Below are 18,033 nucleotides of genomic sequence, written 5' to 3'. Positions count from 1 at the left end.
GCTCGCAACCCCGGCTCACTCCTCGCGCTCACGGGGCTACCTCTGCTCGCGACTGCGGGGCTCGCAACCCCGGCTCACTCCTCGCGCTCACGGGGCCACCTCTGCTCGCGACTGCGGGGCTCGCAACCCCGGCTCACTCCTCGCGCTCACGGGGCACAGTCCACGATGACCTCCAGGGCACGCTCGAAATCCACCCGGGGCACCCCGGCGCTGACCGTGAGGCGCAGGCGGGAACGGCTGTCCGGGGTGGACGGGGGCCGGAAACAGCCCACCGCGACACCCCGAGCCCGGCAGTCGGCGGCCCAGGCGGTCGCCGCCTCCGGCCCGGGGGCGGTCACCGAGATCACCGCCGCGTCCGGCGCGGAGACGGACAGCCCGGCGGCACCCAGTCGACCGACCGCCAGCCGCACCCGGTCGGACAGCTCCGCGCGCAGCTCGTCGCCGACCCGGGCCAGTCGCAGCGCGGCATGCACCCCGGCGGCGACCGCCGGTGGCAGTGCCGTGTCGAAGATGAACGTGCGCCCGGTCTCGACCAGATGCCGGACGAACTCGGCCGGGCCGGCGACCACACCGCCGGCGCCACCGAGCGCCTTGGACAGGGTGGCGGTCACCAGCACGTCCGGTTCGCCGGCCAGCCCCGCGGCGGCCACCGCGCCGGCGCCGGCCGGACCGGTCACGCCGAGCGCGTGCGCGTCGTCGACAAGCAGAAGCGCACCGTGGCGGCGGGCCACCGCGTGCAGCCGGGCCAGCGGTGCGAGGTCACCGTCGACCGAGAAGACCGACTCGGTCACCACCACCGCCGGGCGGCCCGGAACGGCCGCGAGCGCGGCAGCCACGGCGTCCACGTCGGCGTGCGGGGTGACCACCGTCTCCGCGCCGGAGATCCGGCAGCCGTCGATCAGGGACGCGTGGTTGTGGGCGTCGGAGACGAGCAGCGTCCGAGGTTGGACGAGCGCCCGCAGCGCACCGAGGTTGGCCAGGTAGCCGGAGGAGAAGACCAGGGCGCGATCGGTGCCCAACCACTGCGCCAGGTCGTCCTCCAGCGCCTGGTGGGCGTCGGTGGACCCACGGACCAGGCGGGACCCGGTGGCCCCCAGCCCGTACGCCGACAGCGCCGCCATGGCCGCCGCGGTGACCTCCGGGTGCGTGGCCAGGCCGAGGTAGTCGTTGCCGGCCAGATCGGTCACGCCGTCGCCAGCGGGTCGCGGGTGCAGCCGCCGGGTCAGCCCCGCCTTCGCCCGCAACTGCGCACGGCGGTCGAGCGCCGCCAGCCAGTCCGCCACCGTCACCCCTTCGCCGCCGTCCGCGCCGGTCAGCCCGACACCCGCCGGGCGAAATTACCACCCGCCCCCGTCAGCCCGACGGATCCACTCGGTGCGGGCGGCCGGCGGGCGGCCCGGCCATTCCGGCTGATCGGGGGGCGTGGACCAGGCCTAGTAGGCTACGAGCCATGCCAGAGATCCTCGACCAGGCCCGGACCCAGGTGCTGGGTGACGGCGTCGGCCTCGACCAGGCCGGCATCCTCGCCGTGCTGAACCTGCCCGACGAGCACCTGCCCGCCGCCCTGCAACTCGCCCACGAGGTGCGGATGCGGTGGTGCGGCCCGGAGGTCGAGGTCGAGGGCATCGTCTCGCTGAAGACCGGCGGCTGCCCGGAGGACTGCCACTTCTGCTCCCAGTCCGGCCTGTTCACCTCTCCGGTGCGCTCGGTCTACCTGGACATCCCGTCCCTTGTCGAGGCGGCGAAGCAGACGGCGAAGACCGGGGCGACCGAGTTCTGCATCGTGGCCGCGGTGCGTGGCCCGGACGCCCGGCTCATGAAGCAGATGCGCGAGGGCGTCGCCGCCATCCGGGAGGCTGTCGACATCCAGGTCGCCGCTTCGCTGGGCATGCTCACCCAGGAGCAGGTCGACGAGCTGGTCGACATGGGCGTGCACCGCTACAACCACAACCTGGAGACCAGCCGGTCGTACTTCCCCAACGTGGTCACCACGCACTCCTGGGAGGAGCGCTGGGAGACGCTGCGGATGGTGCGCGACTCCGGCATGGAGGTGTGCTGTGGTGGCATCCTCGGCCTCGGCGAGACCGTCGAGCAGCGGGCCGAGTTCGCCGCGCAACTCGCCGAGCTGGCCCCGCACGAGGTGCCCCTCAACTTCCTCAACCCCCGGCCGGGCACGCCGCTCGGCGACCGTCCGGTGGTGGAGGGCAAGGACGCGCTGCGGGCCATCGCCGCGTTCCGGCTGGCCATGCCCCGCACCATCCTCCGGTACGCGGGTGGTCGCGAGATCACCCTCGGTGACCTGGGCACGCGGGACGGCCTGCTCGGCGGCATCAACGCCGTGATCGTCGGCAACTACCTGACCACGCTGGGTCGGCCGGCGACCGCCGACCTGGACCTGCTGGACGAGCTGAAGATGCCGGTCAAGGCACTCTCCGCCACGCTGTGACGACGATGACGACGACCGAGGTGTGGTGCGACAGGTGCGGTGAGTCGGCGACGACCGCCGCCCATCCGGGTTGCGCCTCGGCCCGCCAGTTGGAGCCGCCCCGGTTCTGCCACCGGTGCCGCCGCCGGATGAAGGTGCAGGTGCTGCCGGTCGGCTGGTCGGCGGTCTGCGTCGAGCACGGCGAGACCCTGGGCTGAGCCGGTGCTGCGTGGACGGGCGGTGACCCTGCGACCGGCGACGGTCGAGGACGTGCCGGCCCTCGCGGCGATCCGGGCCACGCCGGAGGTGCGCCGCTGGTGGCGTGGCGACGACGACCTCGCCGCGGCGGTCCGCGACGACCTCGCCGACGACGACCTGGCCCTGTACGCCATCGAGCACGACGGCCGGGTGATCGGCGCGATCCAGTGGCACGCCGAACCGGACCCGGACTACCGGCACGCCAGCATGGACATCTTCCTCGACCCGACGGTGCGCGGCGCAGGGCTCGGCGTCGACGCGATCCGCACCCTGGCCCGGCACCTGATCGACGAGTACGGCCACCACCGCTTCACCATCGACCCGGCTGCGGCGAACAGCGCCGCGATCCGCGCGTACGCGAAGGTCGGTTTCCGCCCGGTCGGCGTGCTGCGCCGCTACGAGCGCGGCGACGACGGGCGCTGGCACGACGGCCTGCTGATGGACCTGCTCGCCGACGATCTCGTGGAGTGACTCAGCCGTCCCAGCACAGGTGCCCGTTCGGGAGGCGCCGGGCACCCTCGGCGGGTTGGTGGGTGCTGAGCCGCCCGTCCGGCGTGAGGTGCGCCACCGGTGTTGCCCGACCGAGGGTCGCGACGTCGGCGATCAGTCGGCGGTGACAGCGCCACCAGAGGCTCTCGCTGCACATCACGGCAGTGCTCCGTTGGGCAGCGTCGGCCAGGACGCCGGTCAGCGCCGCGTCGAACGCCGGCGTGCGGGTGTACGCGGCGTACGCCCGGAACGCGGCGACCTTCCACCAGGTGTCCGGCTCCGGCTCGCCGGCCGGGACGTGCCGGCGTCCACCCAGGTTCGGCTCCCAGCGGTAGTCGATCCCGTACTCGGGCAGCCACCGTTCGAGTTCCTCGCGGTGGACGTCCGGGTTGGTGCGGCTGGCCGGGTATCGCCGCACGTCCACCAGCAGGGCCACCCCGGCGCCGGTCAGCAGCTCGCCCAGCCGCACCCGGTCGGCTGTGCCGTGCCCGACGGTCAGCAACTCCCCCACGCGGCTGACTTGCCCGAAATCCCGGCCGGTTATCCCCGGCCCGAGCGAGATCTTGGACAGTTACCGTCTCGGCGTGACGACAACTGTCCAAGATCTCGTCGGAACTCAGCTCAGGCGATGGCGCAGGTGACGTTGTTGACAGTGAAGGCCGTCGGCTTCGGGTTGGTGCCGGTGTGCGCGCCGTTGAAGCCGAAGTTGACCGACGCGCCCGGCGCGATCGTCCCGTTGTAGGACAGGCCCGTGGCGGTGACGGCGGCCCCGGTCTGGCTGACCGTCGCCGACCAGCCCTGGCTGACGGTCTGCCCGCCGGGGAAGCTGAACCGCAACGTCCAGCCGTTGATCGCGCTGGTGCCGGTGTTGGTGATCGTCACGCTGGCGGTGAAGCCGGGGCTCCAGTCGGTGACGGCGTACCCCACCGTGCAGGCCCCGCCGACCGGCGGGGCCGCGGTGGTCACCGCGACCGGCGCGGACGCCGCGGAGGTGTTGCCCGCCGCGTCCACGGCCACCACGTAGAACTGGTACGCCGTCGACGCGGTCAGCCCGGACACCGCCACGGTGGTGCCGGTCGGCGAGCCGACAAGCGCGTCGGTGGCGCCGGCCTCGCGGTAGACCCGGTAACCGGTGACGCCGACGTTGTCGGTCGACGGGGTCCAGGCCAGGGTGAGCCCGGTGGCGGTGACCGCCGACGCGACCGGGGTGCCGGGCGTGCTCGGCACCGTCGTGTCGGCCGAGCCGGTCGGCGGTGTGGTCACGGTGAGCACCGGTGAGGCCGCCGACCTGTTGCCCGCGCCGTCGCGGGCGATGACCGCGAACTCGTACGTGTGCTCCGGCAGCAGCGTCGAGATGGTGAGCGTGGTGCCGGTGACGGGCCGGTTCAGCACCGTGTCGCCACCAACCTGGATCTCGCGGACGTCGTAGCCGGCCAGGCCGCTGCCGCCACTGTCGGTGGAGGCTGGCCAGGTCAGGGTGACCGAGCGGGGCGCGAGGCCGGACGCGACGGGCTTACCCGGCGTGGTCGGGGCGGTGGTGTCCGGCACGACCGGCCCCGGCTCCTCGCCCCAGACGCGGGTCGTGCCGGAGTAGAGCGGCACCTTCCGGTTGGGGCCGGCGGTGGCCTGGTACGACGGGTCGTTCGTCGGGTCCCAGGTGCCGCCCTCCGGCACCCCGATCTTGAACTGGACCTCCATCCGGTGCGCCGACTGGCCGGCCGGGGCGATGGTGTAGCCGGTGCAGTCGACCTCCACGTACCAGATGTCGCCGCTGAACTGCTTGGCCGTGGTCGGGGACGGGCAGCCCTGGGTGTAGCCGGCGGTGACCTGCACCGGGCCGGTGCCGTCGGGCCGGAAGTAGTACCGGAACTTCCCGTCGCTCAGCGCACGCGCCGGGAACGCCGACTTGTTGTAGACCATCACCTTGAGCCCGGTGGCCCGCGGCTCGGCCTGCGCCACGGTGGTCTCCACCGTCAACTCGTCGATGTCCGGCGTCTCGGCGACCGGGAAGTTGGCCAGCGGAGTGCCGCCGTACTCGGAGGTCAGCCGGACCAGCGCGGACGTGAAGCCGGCGTTGTAGTCGGTGGCCACCTCGTTCATCACGTAGTCCGACCGGCTGTCGCTGTACGCGTCGTTGGCCGAGGACGGGCCACCGACGAGCGCGCCGTAGAGGGTGTGCCGGGTCTCCACGGGCACGGTCTGACTGTCCCACCAGGAGCCGTGCGCGGTGCGGTGGTGCGGGTTCTTCGGCGAGTTGGCGCCGAACCCGATGACGTAGCTGGAGTTGCGCGGGTTGTCGCCGAGCGCGTAGTTGATCTGCCGGACGGCGAAGTCGTGGTAGCGCGCCTTGCGCGTGGTGTCGGTGGTCTTGTCGCTGTAGACGAGCGCGGCGAAGGAGGTGTTCGCGGCGTAGCGCAGCGCCCCCCAGGAGTCGAGCACCGCCATCCCGCCCGGGGAATACGGAACCCGTTGCCCGTTCACCCCGACGGTCCAGTAGTCGAGCCACCGGTTGGCGTCGTCGACGTACTTCTGCTTGCCGGTCAGGTTGGCCAACAGAACGTACGCGCCGAACTGCTTGTTGTCCCAGGCGATCGTCCACTTGTAGGAGCGGGTGGTGGACTGGTTTTCGGTGTTGAGCTTGTCGTACTCGCTCTCGGCCCTGGCCAGGTAACTCGCCTCGCCGGTGGCACGGTGCAGCCAGATGGCGGCCCAGACCAGCTCGTCCTGCCAGCCGCTCCACGAGCGGTAGAAGCTGGTCGCGTCGGTGATGCACTCGTGGTAGGACTTCCGCACCGTGTCGGCGAAGGTGTAGAGCTGCCGGGCGTGGCCCAGCAGCTTGTCCGCGTAGGCCGCGTCGGTGGGCCGGAACACCATCGAGGACGCGGCCATCGCGGCCGCCGTCTCCCCCGCCAGGTCCGCGCCGCCACAACTCGCATCGATCTTGTACGCGGGACGCGCCATCTGCATCACCTCGGCCGGACCCCACCACTTGTGGTCGTCGTCGCCCTTGCCGACCTGGCCGTAGAGGACGTTCGCCGACGGGTGCGCCTTGATGAAGTAGTCGTTGACGAAGCGCAGGTTGTTGAGCAGGTGCGGCAGTTGGCCGGAGGAGGTGTAGCCGCTGCGGTACTCGACCGCGCCCCAGGCGAGCATGGTGGCGCTGAACGCCATCGGGAACCCGAACTTCACGTGGTCGCCGGCGTCGTACCAGCCACCGGTGAGATCCAGCCCCGCGCCGGCGCCGTCGGTGAGGGCGCTGTCGCCGCGCCAGGAGACCCGGTTCCAGTCGGGCAGCTTGCCGGACTGCTGCGCCTCGTAGAAGAGCAACGACTTCTGCAGCGCCTCGGCGTAGTTGTAGGTCGCGGCCGGCGCGGCGGCGGCGGGACCGGACGGCGGTGCGGTCACCGCGAGGGACGCGCCGGTGAGCAGCGCGACGCCGACGGCCAGCAAGCGCCGGGGCCAAGGCTGGTCGGCGACCGGTGACCGACCGGGGTGGCCGCTGGACGGCCGGGTCAGGTGGCGCATGCGGGCTCCTGTCGGAGGTGCCGCCGGCGGTCGCACCGACGCGGGACGGCGTACGGGCGGCACGGCCACCGGCGACAGCGAGGTGGCGGTGTGACCACGGAAGCCGTGGAAGCGCTCCCATGGATAACCGACAATGTAATGCGCCGGCCGGCGATTGGGAAGCGTCTCCACCGGCCCGACCGCGTACGGTCGGGAGATGGCGATCATCGCGCAGCTCTCGCTGGGAGTGTCCGATGCGGAGCGAGCCGGAGCGTTCTGGGCTGCCGCCCTCGGCTACCGCCGCCGCCCACCCCGCCACCCGGGCGACGAGTGGATCGTGGTGGAGCCGCCGCCCGGGATGCCCGGCACACCCATCGCGATGGACCTCAGCGAGAGCCCGGTCGAGGAGTTTCCCCGCACCCACCTCGACCTGGACGCCGGTGAACGAAGTCTCGACGAGGAGGTCGACCGGCTCCTCGCCCTCGGCGCCCAGCGGGTCGACTGGCGGCACTACCCGACGGACCCACTCCCGACCGAACCGCCGTACGTGGTGCTGGCCGACCCGGAGGGCAACCGGTTCTGCGTCTCGGGCCGCCGCGAACCGCCCCGGCGGTGACCGGGACCCTCGCTACGCCCCGGGCGTCAGCACCGTGCCCGTCCTCTCCGCCGCAGCGCGGACGGCGAGCGGAACGGTGAGGGTGAGCAACGCGCCGTCGCGCTCCACCGAGCTGGGCCGGCCCAGCCGGCGCAGCGTCCGCAGCATCGGGGTGTTCTCCGCCTGGACGTGCAGCACCAACGCCGCGTACCCGGCCGCGTCGGCGTGCCGGACCACGCGGCGCAGCAACGCCGAGCCGAGCCCCCGCCGCTGCCAGTCGTCGCGCACCAGCAGCGCCACCTCGGCCTCGTCGCCCTCGCCGAGCAGGTTGGCCATGGCGACCACCGACCCCGCCGCACCGTCGGGACCGGTGGTCGTGGCGACAAGCGTCAACCCGCGCCCCGGCTCCAGCAGCCGGCGCAGTCGGGCCGGCTGCGGCAGCAGCCCCCCGCCCAGGTAACGCCGCTGCCGACTACGTGGTGAGCACGTCTCGTGCAGCTCGACGAGGCCGGACAGGTCGTGCGCGCAGCCCGGCCGGACGGCCACCTCGGCCCCGTCGGGCAGCACCAGGGTGACCTGTTCCGCGGCCCGACGCGCCACGGTGGCGGCCAACTCGACCAGGGCCTGCGCCCGGGCGTACTCCGCCGGGGTGAAGGCGGGCGCGGCCCGGCGCAGCGCGAACGAGCCGCCCGCCGGGTCGGCCAGCGTCATGGTGGCGCCGGTGATCCCCCGGTCGATGCCTGTCGACGCGGGTCGCCAGGTGACCGAGTCGGCGCCGAGCAGGGTCTGCAACGCCTCGCCCGTGGCGTCCGGGTCGCGCACCAGCCGGTTGGCCAGCCCGAGCACCCGGGTGGGCTGGTCGGCCAGGCCGCGCGCCTCGCTGCGCGCCACCCAGCAGTCCCGGCCCCGACCGCGCTCGACGGCGGCGATCAGCTGGGCCTCGTCGAGCGCGTCCGGCGCGTCGACCAGGAAGTCGTCCACCGCGCCCTGCTCGGTGGGTTGCACCTGCACGGTGAGGATGTTGACCCCACGCAGCGCGAGGCTGGCCGTGAGCACCGACAGGTAGCCCGGTCGGTCGTCCACCGTCGCTCGGATCCGCCACAACGTCATGGTTGGCTCCCTTCCTCACCGCTGAGCCTCGTCGCCGGCTGTTGCCGCCCGATTGCCCGGTGGTGTCGTGCCCGGGAACTCCCCGGCCGGTCAGGGGCCGGCGACCACCGGCGGCGCGCCGACCAGGTCCAGCCGGTCGCCGAGGATCACCGCGCTGGCCCGGACCAGTTGGGTGAGCCGGTCGACCTCGGTGCTGTGGAAGTTGGCGGCGCAGAGGGTGTCGCTGTACTCCCGGGCCACCACCAGCACCAGGCCCGCCCGGCCGAACGGCGCGATCGCGTGGTGGGTGCCGTCGGGCGTGGTCATCGACCGACCGCGCAGCGGCGTCACCTCCGGCAACCGCAGAGGCACCGGGGTACGCCAGCTCGCGTGCCCCACCGTCGCCCCGCCGCCCCCGGTCCGGGAGGCCCAGTCGACAGGCACCACGGCGGCGACGGCCCAGTCCGCCGCCAGCAGCCCGGGAACCGCGTCGACGAGGGTGGCCAGCCCGTCGGCCGGGTTGGCCGCGACCTGGGCCAACAACTCCGCGTCCTGGCCGGTGGTGGTGGGCGCGCCGATCGCCCGCCACACACCGTCCACCCGCACACCAGGAATCGCCGCGAGACCAGCCAGCAGCCGCTCCACCCGGGCGGCACCCGGCCAGACGACGGTGAAGTCGTCCACCGCGCGTCCGCCGAGTCGTTCGAGGACCACCACCTGGACGATGTCCGCGCCGGAGACGCCCAGCGTGCGGGCGACCTGGCCGAGCGTGCCCGGACGGTCCGGCAGGGTGACCCGAACTCGCAGCAACATGTCTGTCCCTCCGCTCGGCGGGCCGGCGACAAGCGTCCGGCAGGCTGCGTCACAGCCTGCCGGTTGACCATTTCGTCCCTGTTGCAGAGGCATGTCCCGAGGGGAAATTCTGACCTTGACAACGTGAGCGAGCTGCCATCAACTAGTCGGATGAGTGATCCGGCCGTCAGTGCGCCGCGACCGGGCACCGTTCCCGCCTCCCCCGCCGGGCTGTCCCTGGACCGGCTCGCCGGCTACCTCGCCGCACACCGACCCGAGCTGGCGGTCGGGCCGCTGCGGGCCGACCTGATCGCGGGGGGCAAGTCCAACCTCACCTACCTGCTGCGCGTCGGCGACCGGGAGGTCGTGCTGCGCCGCCCTCCGCTGGGGCACGTGCTGGCGACCGCGCACGACATGGCCCGCGAGTTCCGGGTCATCTCGGCGCTGGCGCCGACCGAGGTGCCGGTCCCGGGCGCGCTGCTGCTCTGCACCGACCCCGAGGTGATCGGCGCGCCCTTCTACCTGATGGAGCGGATGCCCGGCGAGGTGTTCCGCACCCGCGCGCAGACCGACCCGCTCGGCGACGACCGACGCCGGGATCTCGCCATGGCGATGATGGACACGCTCGCCGCGCTGCACAGCGTCGAGCCGGCCACGGTCGGGCTGGGCGACTTCGGCCGCCCGGAGGGCTACCTGGCCCGGCAGGTCCGCCGCTGGGGCGGGCAACTCGACCGCTCGCGCAGCCGGGAACTGCCCGGCATCGACGAGCTGCGTGACCTGCTCGCGGCGACCGCCCCGGAGGGCGCGAACGCCGGCCGGATCGTGCACGGCGACTACCGGCTGGACAACCTCCTCGCCTCGGCCGACCCGGTGGCCGTGCACGCCGTCCTCGACTGGGAGATGGCCACCCTCGGTGACCCGCTCGCCGACCTGGGGCTGCTCCTGACGTACTGGGACGTGCTCGGTGGCAGCGACACGGCCGAGGGCAACCCGGTCGCCGACGGGCTCGGCCCGCGCGCCGGCTTCCCGACCGGCGGCGAGCTGATCGACAGGTACGCCGGGCGCAGCGACGTGGACGTCGGGCCGCTGCACTGGCACGTGGCGCTCGGCTGTTTCAAGCTTGCGGTGATCTGCGAGGGCATCCACTACCGCCACACGCTCGGGCAGACGCTCGGCGAGGGCTTCGACCGGATCGGCGAGATGGTGGCACCGCTGGTCGCGCACGGACTGACCGCTGCCAGGGAGCGGTGATGGACTTCTCATACGACAGCCGGACCGAGGAGCTGCGCGACGAGCTGACCCGGTTCCTGACCGAGCACGTCTACCCGGCCGAGGCGGTGCACGCCGAGCAGGTGGCCGCCGGTGACCCGTGGTCGCGTACCCCGGTCCTGGCCGAGCTGAAGGCGGAGGCCCGTAAGCGCGGCCTGTGGAACCTGTTCCTGCCCGACCCGCGCTACGGCGCCGGCCTGACCAACCTCCAGTACGCGCCGCTCGCCGAGTTGACCGGCCGCAGCCCGCATCTGGCGCCGGAGGCGGTCAACTGCGCGGCACCGGACACCGGCAACATGGAGCTGCTGGCCGAGTTCGGCTCGGAGGCGCAGCAGAAACGGTGGCTGATGCCGCTGCTGGAGGGCGAGATCCGCTCCGCGTTCTGCATGACCGAACCGGACGTCGCCTCCTCCGACGCCACAAACATCGCCACCTCGATCACCCGGGACGGCGACGAGTACGTCATCAACGGCCGCAAGTGGTGGTCGTCCGGCGCGATGGACCCGCGCTGCGAGATCTTCATCGTGATGGGCAAGACCGACCCCGACGCCGATCGGCACCGCCAGCAGAGCATGGTGCTGGTCCCCCGGGACACCCCCGGGGTGCACGTGCGCCGGGGCATGACCGTCTTCGGCTACACCGACGGATCCCACGGCGGGCACGCCGAGATCGACTTCACCGACGTCCGGGTGCCGGCGGACAATCTGATCGGCGCCGAGGGCACCGGCTTCGCCATCGCCCAGGCCCGGCTCGGCCCGGGCCGGATCCACCACTGCATGCGATTGATCGGAATGGCTGAGCGGGCATTGGAGCTGCTCTGCAAGCGGGCGCTCGAGCGGGTCGCGTTCGGCCGGCCCCTCGCCGAGCAGGGCGTCGTCCGGGAGTGGATCGCCGAGTCGCGGGTGCGTATCGAGCAGGCCCGGCTGCTGGTGTTGAAGACGGCCTGGCTGATGGACACCGTCGGCAACAAGGGCGCGCACACCGAGATCCAGGCCATCAAGATCGGCACCCCGGCGATGGCGGAGTGGGTGATCGACAAGGCCATCCAGGGGTACGGCGGCGCCGGCGTCAGCCAGGACACTCCGCTGGCCGCCCTCTGGGCGCAGACCCGCACCCTACGCCTGGCCGACGGCCCCGACGAGGTCCACCGCAACTCCCTGGCCAAGCGCGAACTCCGCCGCTGGACCCCGTAGCCCTCACCTGACCACCCACGCCACGCCACACCGCACCGCACCGCCCTGCCGGGGTCGCCCCACCGGCAAGACCGCGCACGGGCAAGACCGCGCACGGGCAAGACCGCGCCCCACGGGCACGACCACGCCCGCGACCGCGCCCCACGGGCAAGATCGCGCCCACACGGGCAAGATCACGCCCCGGGCAAGATCGCGCTACATCCGGGATGTAGTGGCCTCCGCCTCCAGGATCACCACTACAACCAGGATCGAGCACGATCTAGGGCATTGCGGCGGGTGATCATGAGGTTGACCGGGCGGTTCGGGTGATTTGTGCCCGCCAACCTCATGATCAACGCGCAGGGCAGCGCGGAGGGCGCACGCAGGGCAGCGCCGAGGGCGCGCGGAGCGCAGGGCCGAGGGCGCGCGGGGCGCAGGGCCGAGGGCAGCGCGGAGGGCGCGCGGAGGTGGGTGGGTCAGGCGCTGGCGCGGTGGATCAGGTGGGTGTCCAGGAGGAGGTGCGTGGCCGGGAGGTCCTCGCCGCGGATCCGGGCCACCAGCAGGCGGGCCATCTGTCGGCCCATCTCCTCCACCGGTTGGAAGACCGTGGTCAGCGGCGGGTCCGCCCGGAGGGCGATCGTCGCGTCGTCGAAGCCGATCACCGCGACGTCCTCCGGCACCCGCCGGCCGGCCTCCCGCAGCGTACGCAGCGCGCCGAACGCCATCAGGTCGGACGCGACGAAGACCGCGTCCAGGTCCGGGCAGACGTCCAACAGCCGGCGCATGGCGGACGCGCCGCTGCCCTCGCTGAAGTCGCCGTACGCGATCAGGTCGGGGTTGACGCCGGCCCCGGTGGCCTTCACGGCCTCGGTGTAGCCGGCCAGGCGGGCCAGGCCCACGCCCATGTCCTGGGTGCCGGCGATGGTGGCGATGCGACGACGCCCCTGCCTCGCCAGGTACTCGACCGCCTGCCGGGCCCCGCCAACGTTGTCCACGTCGACGAACCAGGCCGGCTGGGCGCCCGGTTGCAGCATCCGGGCGGGCCGGCCACCGAGCACCGCGGGCAGGCCGCGCTCCTCCAGCAGCGTCGGCAGGGGGTCGGAGTCGTGCAACGACAGCAGCAGTACGCCGTCGACGTGCTGGTTGGTCAGGTGGTGCTCGACCCGCTCCCGCTCCACCGGCGACTGCGCCATGGCCAGCCAGAGCTGCATCGGCGTCTCCAGCAGGCCGGAGCTGATCCCCCGGACGATCGCGGCGAAGAACGGCTCGGTGAAGACCCGCTCACCGGACTCGGACACCACGAGCGCGACGGAGTCGGTCCGCTGGGTGACGAGCGCGCGGGCGGCTCGGTTCGGCACGTACCCCAGCTCGGCGATGGCCTGTTGGACCGCGGCCCGGGCCTCCGGACTGACCTGCGGCGAGCCGTTGACGACGCGGGAGACCGTGCCGCGACCGACACCGGCGCGTGCCGCGACCGCATCGAGGGTCGGACGCCCGAGTGACCGGGTGCGCTGCGTTGTCATCGTCTGCTCCTCCGACGGCGGGCGGACCCGGCGCCACCTGCGAGAGGTGGACGCCAGGGCCGTCCTGATGGCTGGCCCGAGCCTATTGTGCGGCCAGACCGTTGCGCCGGATCACCGAGGCGTACCACTTGGCGCTGGACTTGGGGGTGCGGACCTGGCTGTCGTAGTCGACGTGGATCATGCCGAACCGCTTCGTGTAACCCCAGGCCCATTCGAAATTATCCATCAACGACCAGGCGAAGTATCCCCGCAGGGGAACTCCGTCGTCGATCGCCTCGTGCGCGGCGCGCAGGTGGGCGTCGAAGAAGGCCAACCTGTCGACGTCGTCGACCTGCCCGTCGACCACCGAGTCGACGAACGCGGAACCGTTCTCGGTGACGTACAGCGGCAGGTCGGTGTAGCCGTGCACCCGACGCAGCGTCTCGGCCAGGCCCGGGGCGTCGATCTCCCAGCCCATGTCGGTGACCGGTACGCCACGGGTGACGAACCGGACGTCCTCGCTGCCCGGCCAGCACGACGGGGCCGGGTCGATCGCGGCGCCCTCGGCCGCCGCGGCGACCACGTGCCGGCTGTAGTAGTTGACCCCGACCAGGTCCAGCGGCGTGGCGATGGTCGCCAGGTCGCCGTCGTGCACGTGGCCGAAGTCGGTCACCGTGCGCAGGTCGGCCACCAGGTCCTCCGGGTACGACCCCCGCAGCAGCGGGTCGAGGAAGAACCGGTTGGCCAACCCGTCGATCCGGCGGGCGGCGTCCACGTCCGCCGGGGCGTCGGTGGCCGGGTCGACCGGGTAGAGGTTGACCGTCACGCCCACCTCGGCGGTCGGCCGGGCGGCCCGCAGCGCCTGCACGGACAGGCCGTGTCCGAGCATCAGGTGGTGCCCGGCGCGCACCGCGTCCGCACCGTCGGTGCGGCCGGGGGCGTGCACACCGGCGCCGTAGCCGAGGAACGCCGAGCACCACGGCTCGTTCAGCGTGGTCCAGTAGCGCACCCGGTCGCCGAGCGCGTCGGCCACCAGTGTCGTGTAGTCGGCGAAGCGGGCCGCGGTGTCCCGGGCCGGCCAGCCGCCGGCGTCCTCCAGCGGCTGCGGCAGGTCCCAGTGGTAGAGGGTCAGCCACGGCTCGATGCCGTTGGCCAGCAGCTCGTCGACCAGCCGGCGGTAGAAGTCCAACCCCTGCGGGTTGGCCGCGCCGACGCCGCCGGGCTGCACCCGGGACCAGGAGACCGAGAAACGGTACGACTTGAGGCCCAGCTCGGCCATCAGGGCGACGTCGTCGCCGAGCCGGTGGTAGTGGTCGCACGCGACGTCGCCGGTGTGCCCGAGGAGGACCCGACCGTCGGTGTGGCTGAAGGTGTCCCAGATCGACGGGGTACGGCCGTCCTCGGCCGCCGCCCCCTCGATCTGGTATGCCGCGGTCGCGGCCCCCCACAGGAAACCGGGTGGGAAGGTCAGCCCGGGGCGCTCGTCGAGGACGTCGACGGCGTTGGGGCTGGCGGGGTTGCTCACGACTTGACGGCACCTTCCATGATCCCGCCGATGATCTGGCGGCCGAACACGAGAAAGACGATTACCAGGGGGATGGTGCCGATCGCCGTGGCGGCGAACACCTGGGAGTAGTCGGTGTAGTAGGCGTACGACAGGAAGGAGAGCGAGACCTGGAGGGTCGGGTTCTCCGGGGTGAGGATGGCGTACGGCCAGATGAACGAGTTCCAGGTCTCCATGAAGGTCAGCAGACCGAGGACGCCGGCGGCGGGGCGCAGTGCGGGCAGCACGATGCTCCAGTAGATCCGGAACGTGCTCGCCCCGTCGACCCGACCGGCCTCGATCAGCTCGTCGGAGATCGCCTGGCTGGCGTACTGCCGCATCATGAACACGCCGAAGCCGGTGACCAGGAACGGCACGGTGACCGCGTAGAGGGTGTCGTACCACCCCAGGTCCTGCATCATGCTCCAGAGCGGGATGAGCCCCATCTGGGTCGGGATCATCATGGTGACGATGATCGTCAGCAGGAGGGCGTTGCTGCCCCGGAAACGCAGCTTGGCGAAGGCGAACCCGGCCAGCGAACCGGTGAGCACCACCGACACGGTGACCACCGAGGAGACGATGACCGAGTTCATCATGCCGGTGAAGAAGTTGGCGGCGTCGTTGTCGAGCACCCGCTGGAAGTTGTCACCGAACGCGCCGGCGGGGGTGATCGGTGGTGGCACGTCGTTGATCTGGTCCAGGCTGCGAGTGGCGATCACCAGCATGTAGTAGAACGGGTAGATCGACAGCAGCGCCGCCAGGACGAGCGCCACGTAGGTGAGCGGACTTGTGCGCCACAGGCGCTGGGAGGCCGAGGTCATCGATCTCTCCTCACTTCGCCGAGCGGCGGACGAGTAGGAAGTTGAACAGCGACACCACGACGATGATCATGAAGATCGCCCAGGCGACCGCGGCTCCGTAACCGGCGGTGCTCAGGTTCTCGATGCCCATCTCGTACATGTACATGGCCAGCGTCTGGAACTCCCGCTGGTCGCCGCCGAGGATGTTGCCGTTGGCGAAGAGCAGCGGCTCGGTGAAGAGCTGCATGCCGCCGATCGTGGAGAGGATGACCACGAAGATGAAGGTGGGCTTGAGCATCGGCAGGGTGATCTGCCAGAACTGCCGCCACGGGCTCGCGCCGTCGATCGCCGCGGCCTCGTAGAGGTCCTTCGGGATCGCCTGCATGCCGGCGAGCAGGATCAGGGTGTTGTAACCGGTCCACCGCCAGTTGACCATCGTGGAGATGGCGAACCAGGAACTCCACCGCTGCCCGTCCCAGTCGACCGCGTCGACACCGACGAGGCTGAGCAGCCAGTTGAACAGGCCGAACTCCTTCTGGAACAGCATCCCGAAGACGATCGCGACCGCGGCCACCGACACCACGTTCGGCACGAAGATGGCCATCCGGAAGAAGGTCTTGGCGCGCAGGAAGGTCCGGTTGAGCAGGTTCGCCAGGAAGAGTGCGAGCAACAACTGCGGGATGGTCGACAGGGCGAAGATGCCCAACGTGTTGACCAGCGCGTTCCAGAAGTACTCGTCGGACACGAGCCGGGTGTAGTTGTCGAAGCCGATGAACGAGTGGTCGCCGATCATGTCCCAGTCGTGCAGGGACATCCAGACGGTACGCAGCATCGGGTACAACCCGAACACGCCGAAGATCAGGAAGAACGGGGCGATGTAGAGGTAGGGCGAGTACTTGACATCGAGACGGTTGAGTAACCTTGCCCGGCTACGTCGGGAAGAGACGTCGCGAGAAGGCGGTGCTGCTGGCGACGGCGGTGCCGTCGTGGCCGACAGGCTCATGCGAATTTCCTTTTCCGGCGAGGCCCGGGGGCCCTCGCGCAGGGCGCTACGCGGAGGGGACCGGCCGGTGGCGTCCGGGAAGCCCCGAACGCCACCGGCAGGGGATCACTCAGAAAGCGCCCTGAGTCTTGGCGTCCTTCGTGAACTGCTCCCAGGCCTTCGCCTTGTCGGCCCGCCCGTTCTCGAACGCCCGCAGGGCCGGCTCGAACGCGTTCTCCTTCACCGCCTGGTGCTTCGGACCCAGGTAGGTCGGCTGGATCTTGGCGACGCTCTCCCCGAAGATCTTGCCGGTCGGCGCGTTGCTGAAGTACTCGTTGGTGTAGCTGAGGAACGCCTCGTTCTTCAGCGCCTCCAGGTTGGTCGGCAGCGGGCCCTTGAGCTTGAAGGCGTCCACCTGGCTCTTCGCGTTGGTCAGGTACTCGGCGAGCTTCGCCGCCTCCTTCGGGTACTTGCTCTGCTCCGGAACCGCGAGCCACGAGCCGCCCCAGTTGCCGCCGCCGCCCGGAACGGCCGCGACATCCCACTTGCCCTTGTTGGCCGCACCGGAGTTGTCCGACACGATGCCGAGCATCCAGGACGGGCAGAAGGTGACCGCGAAGGTGCCCTGCTTGAAGCCACCCGACCACTCCGGCGACCAGGTCTGCGCCTTGGCGGAGATGTCCGCCATCGAGGTGGCGGTGTCCCAGGCGTTCTTCACCGCGGGGCTGGTGTCCGCGATGATGTTGTTTTCCTTGTCGTAGAACAGGTCACCGTTGCCCTGGAACATCACACCGTTGGAGACGGCGGTGATCGAGTCGACGAACGCCTTGCCACCGCTGCCCTGCTTGTACTTCAGGCCGGCGTCGTGGAAGCCCTTCCAGTCCGGCCAGAGCGCCGACACCTGGTCGCGCTCGGAGGGCAGACCGGCGGCCTGGAACAGGTCCTTGCGGTAGCAGACGGCGAGGCTGCCGACGTCGGTCGGGAGGCCGATCAGCCGACCGTCCTGCGCCTTGCCCAGCTCCCACTTCCAGGGCAGGAACTCCTTGGAGTGGTCGGCGATCAAGGGGTTGAGGTCGGCCCAGTTCTTCGGGTTGGTCTTGAACTCGTTGAGGATGCCCTCTTCCAGGGCGGTGACGTCCGCCGCGCCCTTGCCGGTGGCCAGGTAGCGGACCAGCTTCGGCCGGTACTCGCTGAGCTGCGCGGTCTTGCGCAGCTCGACCTTGATGCCGGTGTCCTTCTCGTACTGCTTGACGAGCTCGTCGTAGCCGAACTCGCTGAAGGTGTCGACGACCAGCTTGGCCGGCTTCTCGCCGGCCGCCGGCTTGTCGTCGTCGTTGCCGCAGGCTGCGAGACCGCTGACCGCGGTGATCGCGGCCAGGGCAGCGGCCGCCAGGCGGGTACGCCGCGTGGTGACACTCATTCGCTGACCCCTCTTTCCGGTGGTGAGGCTGATGTGTGTGGTGGGGGGTGCTCATCGCGCCACGCCAGGGTGTGTGAGTGACCCGTGCCACCTCCGGGAGCGCTCCCATGAGATTGCCGACAGGTAACGGGGGTGTCAATAGGACGTTGGGAGCGTTCCCAGATCGTTACCGCTCCCGGGCTCGGAACTCCGC

The 18,033-nt window shown here is 71.4% G+C and carries 16 protein-coding genes; 6 read left to right on the top strand and 10 right to left on the bottom strand.

The window, feature by feature from the left end; genetic code table 11:
• Positions 1-146: 146 nt before the first annotated feature.
• Complete coding sequence (locus AB0A90_RS16520) at positions 147-1,283, bottom strand: 8-amino-7-oxononanoate synthase (protein ID WP_357247835.1); 1,137 nt, start codon at positions 1,281-1,283, stop codon at positions 147-149.
• A 167-nt stretch (positions 1,284-1,450) separates the two neighbouring features.
• On the opposite strand from AB0A90_RS16520, the gene bioB reads away from it, so the two are divergent.
• Genes bioB through AB0A90_RS16505 form a run of 3 tightly spaced genes read left to right on the top strand, consistent with a single transcriptional unit; the run spans position 1,451 to position 3,154 of the window.
• Complete coding sequence (gene bioB, locus AB0A90_RS16515; RefSeq protein ID WP_357247832.1) at positions 1,451-2,446, top strand: biotin synthase BioB; 996 nt, start codon at positions 1,451-1,453, stop codon at positions 2,444-2,446.
• A 5-nt stretch (positions 2,447-2,451) separates the two neighbouring features.
• A complete protein-coding gene (locus tag AB0A90_RS16510; protein WP_357247829.1) occupies positions 2,452-2,643 on the top strand; it encodes a hypothetical protein in 192 nt (63 codons plus the stop codon).
• 4 nt (positions 2,644-2,647) lie between these two features.
• Positions 2,648-3,154, top strand: coding sequence for a GNAT family protein (locus tag AB0A90_RS16505; protein WP_357247826.1), 507 nt, complete (start codon positions 2,648-2,650; stop codon positions 3,152-3,154).
• 1 nt (position 3,155) lies between these two features.
• On the opposite strand, the gene AB0A90_RS16500 is transcribed toward AB0A90_RS16505, so the two are convergent.
• Both AB0A90_RS16500 and AB0A90_RS16495 read right to left on the bottom strand, forming a co-directional pair.
• Positions 3,156-3,683, bottom strand: coding sequence for a DUF488 domain-containing protein (locus AB0A90_RS16500; protein WP_357247823.1), 528 nt, complete (start codon positions 3,681-3,683; stop codon positions 3,156-3,158).
• Between the two features lie 110 nt (positions 3,684-3,793).
• On the bottom strand, positions 3,794-6,697 hold the full coding sequence (locus tag AB0A90_RS16495) for a glycoside hydrolase family 9 protein (RefSeq protein WP_357247821.1): 2,904 nt from the start codon (positions 6,695-6,697) through the stop codon (positions 3,794-3,796).
• Between the two features lie 196 nt (positions 6,698-6,893).
• Here AB0A90_RS16495 and AB0A90_RS16490 point away from each other — a divergent pair, with 196 nt between their 5' ends.
• Positions 6,894-7,292, top strand: coding sequence for a VOC family protein (locus tag AB0A90_RS16490; protein ID WP_357247818.1), 399 nt, complete (start codon positions 6,894-6,896; stop codon positions 7,290-7,292).
• Between the two features lie 12 nt (positions 7,293-7,304).
• Here the strand turns inward: AB0A90_RS16490 and AB0A90_RS16485 are convergent, their stop codons facing one another.
• Positions 7,305-8,381, bottom strand: coding sequence for a GNAT family N-acetyltransferase (locus AB0A90_RS16485; RefSeq protein ID WP_357247815.1), 1,077 nt, complete (start codon positions 8,379-8,381; stop codon positions 7,305-7,307).
• Positions 8,382-8,471: 90 nt separating this feature from the next.
• A complete protein-coding gene (locus tag AB0A90_RS16480; protein WP_357247813.1) occupies positions 8,472-9,173 on the bottom strand; it encodes an amino acid-binding protein in 702 nt (233 codons plus the stop codon).
• A gap of 150 nt (positions 9,174-9,323) precedes the next feature.
• Between AB0A90_RS16480 and AB0A90_RS16475 the strand changes: the two genes are divergently transcribed.
• Both AB0A90_RS16475 and AB0A90_RS16470 read left to right on the top strand, forming a co-directional pair.
• Complete coding sequence (locus tag AB0A90_RS16475) at positions 9,324-10,403, top strand: phosphotransferase family protein (protein ID WP_357247810.1); 1,080 nt, start codon at positions 9,324-9,326, stop codon at positions 10,401-10,403.
• A complete protein-coding gene (locus AB0A90_RS16470; RefSeq protein ID WP_357247807.1) occupies positions 10,403-11,614 on the top strand; it encodes an acyl-CoA dehydrogenase family protein in 1,212 nt (403 codons plus the stop codon). The genes AB0A90_RS16475 and AB0A90_RS16470 overlap by 1 nt, the downstream gene beginning before the upstream one ends.
• Before the next feature lie 455 nt (positions 11,615-12,069).
• On the opposite strand, the gene AB0A90_RS16465 is transcribed toward AB0A90_RS16470, so the two are convergent.
• The 5 genes from AB0A90_RS16465 to AB0A90_RS16445 all read right to left on the bottom strand — a co-directional run bounded on the left by AB0A90_RS16465 (position 12,070) and on the right by AB0A90_RS16445 (position 17,840).
• A complete protein-coding gene (locus AB0A90_RS16465; RefSeq protein ID WP_357247804.1) occupies positions 12,070-13,116 on the bottom strand; it encodes a LacI family DNA-binding transcriptional regulator in 1,047 nt (348 codons plus the stop codon).
• 82 nt (positions 13,117-13,198) lie between these two features.
• The gene (locus tag AB0A90_RS16460) at positions 13,199-14,620 is read right to left on the bottom strand and encodes a GH1 family beta-glucosidase (RefSeq protein ID WP_357247801.1); all 1,422 of its coding nucleotides are present in this window, start codon (positions 14,618-14,620) and stop codon (positions 13,199-13,201) included.
• Positions 14,617-15,459: a carbohydrate ABC transporter permease gene (locus tag AB0A90_RS16455; RefSeq protein WP_357247798.1), complete on the bottom strand. Its 843-nt coding sequence runs from the start codon at positions 15,457-15,459 to the stop codon at positions 14,617-14,619. Before AB0A90_RS16455 ends, AB0A90_RS16460 begins: the two co-directional genes overlap by 4 nt.
• A gap of 10 nt (positions 15,460-15,469) precedes the next feature.
• Positions 15,470-16,441: a sugar ABC transporter permease gene (locus AB0A90_RS16450; protein WP_357247795.1), complete on the bottom strand. Its 972-nt coding sequence runs from the start codon at positions 16,439-16,441 to the stop codon at positions 15,470-15,472.
• A 109-nt stretch (positions 16,442-16,550) separates the two neighbouring features.
• Complete coding sequence (locus AB0A90_RS16445) at positions 16,551-17,840, bottom strand: extracellular solute-binding protein (RefSeq protein ID WP_357247792.1); 1,290 nt, start codon at positions 17,838-17,840, stop codon at positions 16,551-16,553.
• Positions 17,841-18,033: the final 193 nt, after the last annotated feature.

The organism is Micromonospora sp. NPDC049204, from assembly GCF_040647935.1.
In the GTDB taxonomy this organism is placed as follows: domain Bacteria; phylum Actinomycetota; class Actinomycetes; order Mycobacteriales; family Micromonosporaceae; genus Micromonospora.
Note: the sequence above shows the minus strand (reverse complement) of the source record. Positions and strands in the feature narration are given on the sequence as shown.

Excerpts from the sequence above, each read along its gene's own strand:
- bioB (WP_357247832.1), top strand. The coding sequence starts at position 1,451 with ATGCCAGAGATCCTCGACCAGGCCCGGACCCAGGTGCTGGGTGACGGC.
- AB0A90_RS16510 (WP_357247829.1), top strand. The coding sequence starts at position 2,452 with ATGACGACGACCGAGGTGTGGTGCGACAGGTGCGGTGAGTCGGCGACG.
- AB0A90_RS16495 (WP_357247821.1), bottom strand. The coding sequence starts at position 6,697 with ATGCGCCACCTGACCCGGCCGTCCAGCGGCCACCCCGGTCGGTCACCG.
- AB0A90_RS16490 (WP_357247818.1), top strand. The coding sequence starts at position 6,894 with ATGGCGATCATCGCGCAGCTCTCGCTGGGAGTGTCCGATGCGGAGCGA.
- AB0A90_RS16485 (WP_357247815.1), bottom strand. The coding sequence starts at position 8,381 with ATGACGTTGTGGCGGATCCGAGCGACGGTGGACGACCGACCGGGCTAC.
- AB0A90_RS16480 (WP_357247813.1), bottom strand. The coding sequence starts at position 9,173 with ATGTTGCTGCGAGTTCGGGTCACCCTGCCGGACCGTCCGGGCACGCTC.
- AB0A90_RS16475 (WP_357247810.1), top strand. The coding sequence starts at position 9,324 with ATGAGTGATCCGGCCGTCAGTGCGCCGCGACCGGGCACCGTTCCCGCC.
- AB0A90_RS16470 (WP_357247807.1), top strand. The coding sequence starts at position 10,403 with ATGGACTTCTCATACGACAGCCGGACCGAGGAGCTGCGCGACGAGCTG.
- AB0A90_RS16465 (WP_357247804.1), bottom strand. The coding sequence starts at position 13,116 with ATGACAACGCAGCGCACCCGGTCACTCGGGCGTCCGACCCTCGATGCG.
- AB0A90_RS16455 (WP_357247798.1), bottom strand. The coding sequence starts at position 15,459 with ATGACCTCGGCCTCCCAGCGCCTGTGGCGCACAAGTCCGCTCACCTAC.
- AB0A90_RS16450 (WP_357247795.1), bottom strand. The coding sequence starts at position 16,441 with ATGAGCCTGTCGGCCACGACGGCACCGCCGTCGCCAGCAGCACCGCCT.
- AB0A90_RS16445 (WP_357247792.1), bottom strand. The coding sequence starts at position 17,840 with ATGAGTGTCACCACGCGGCGTACCCGCCTGGCGGCCGCTGCCCTGGCC.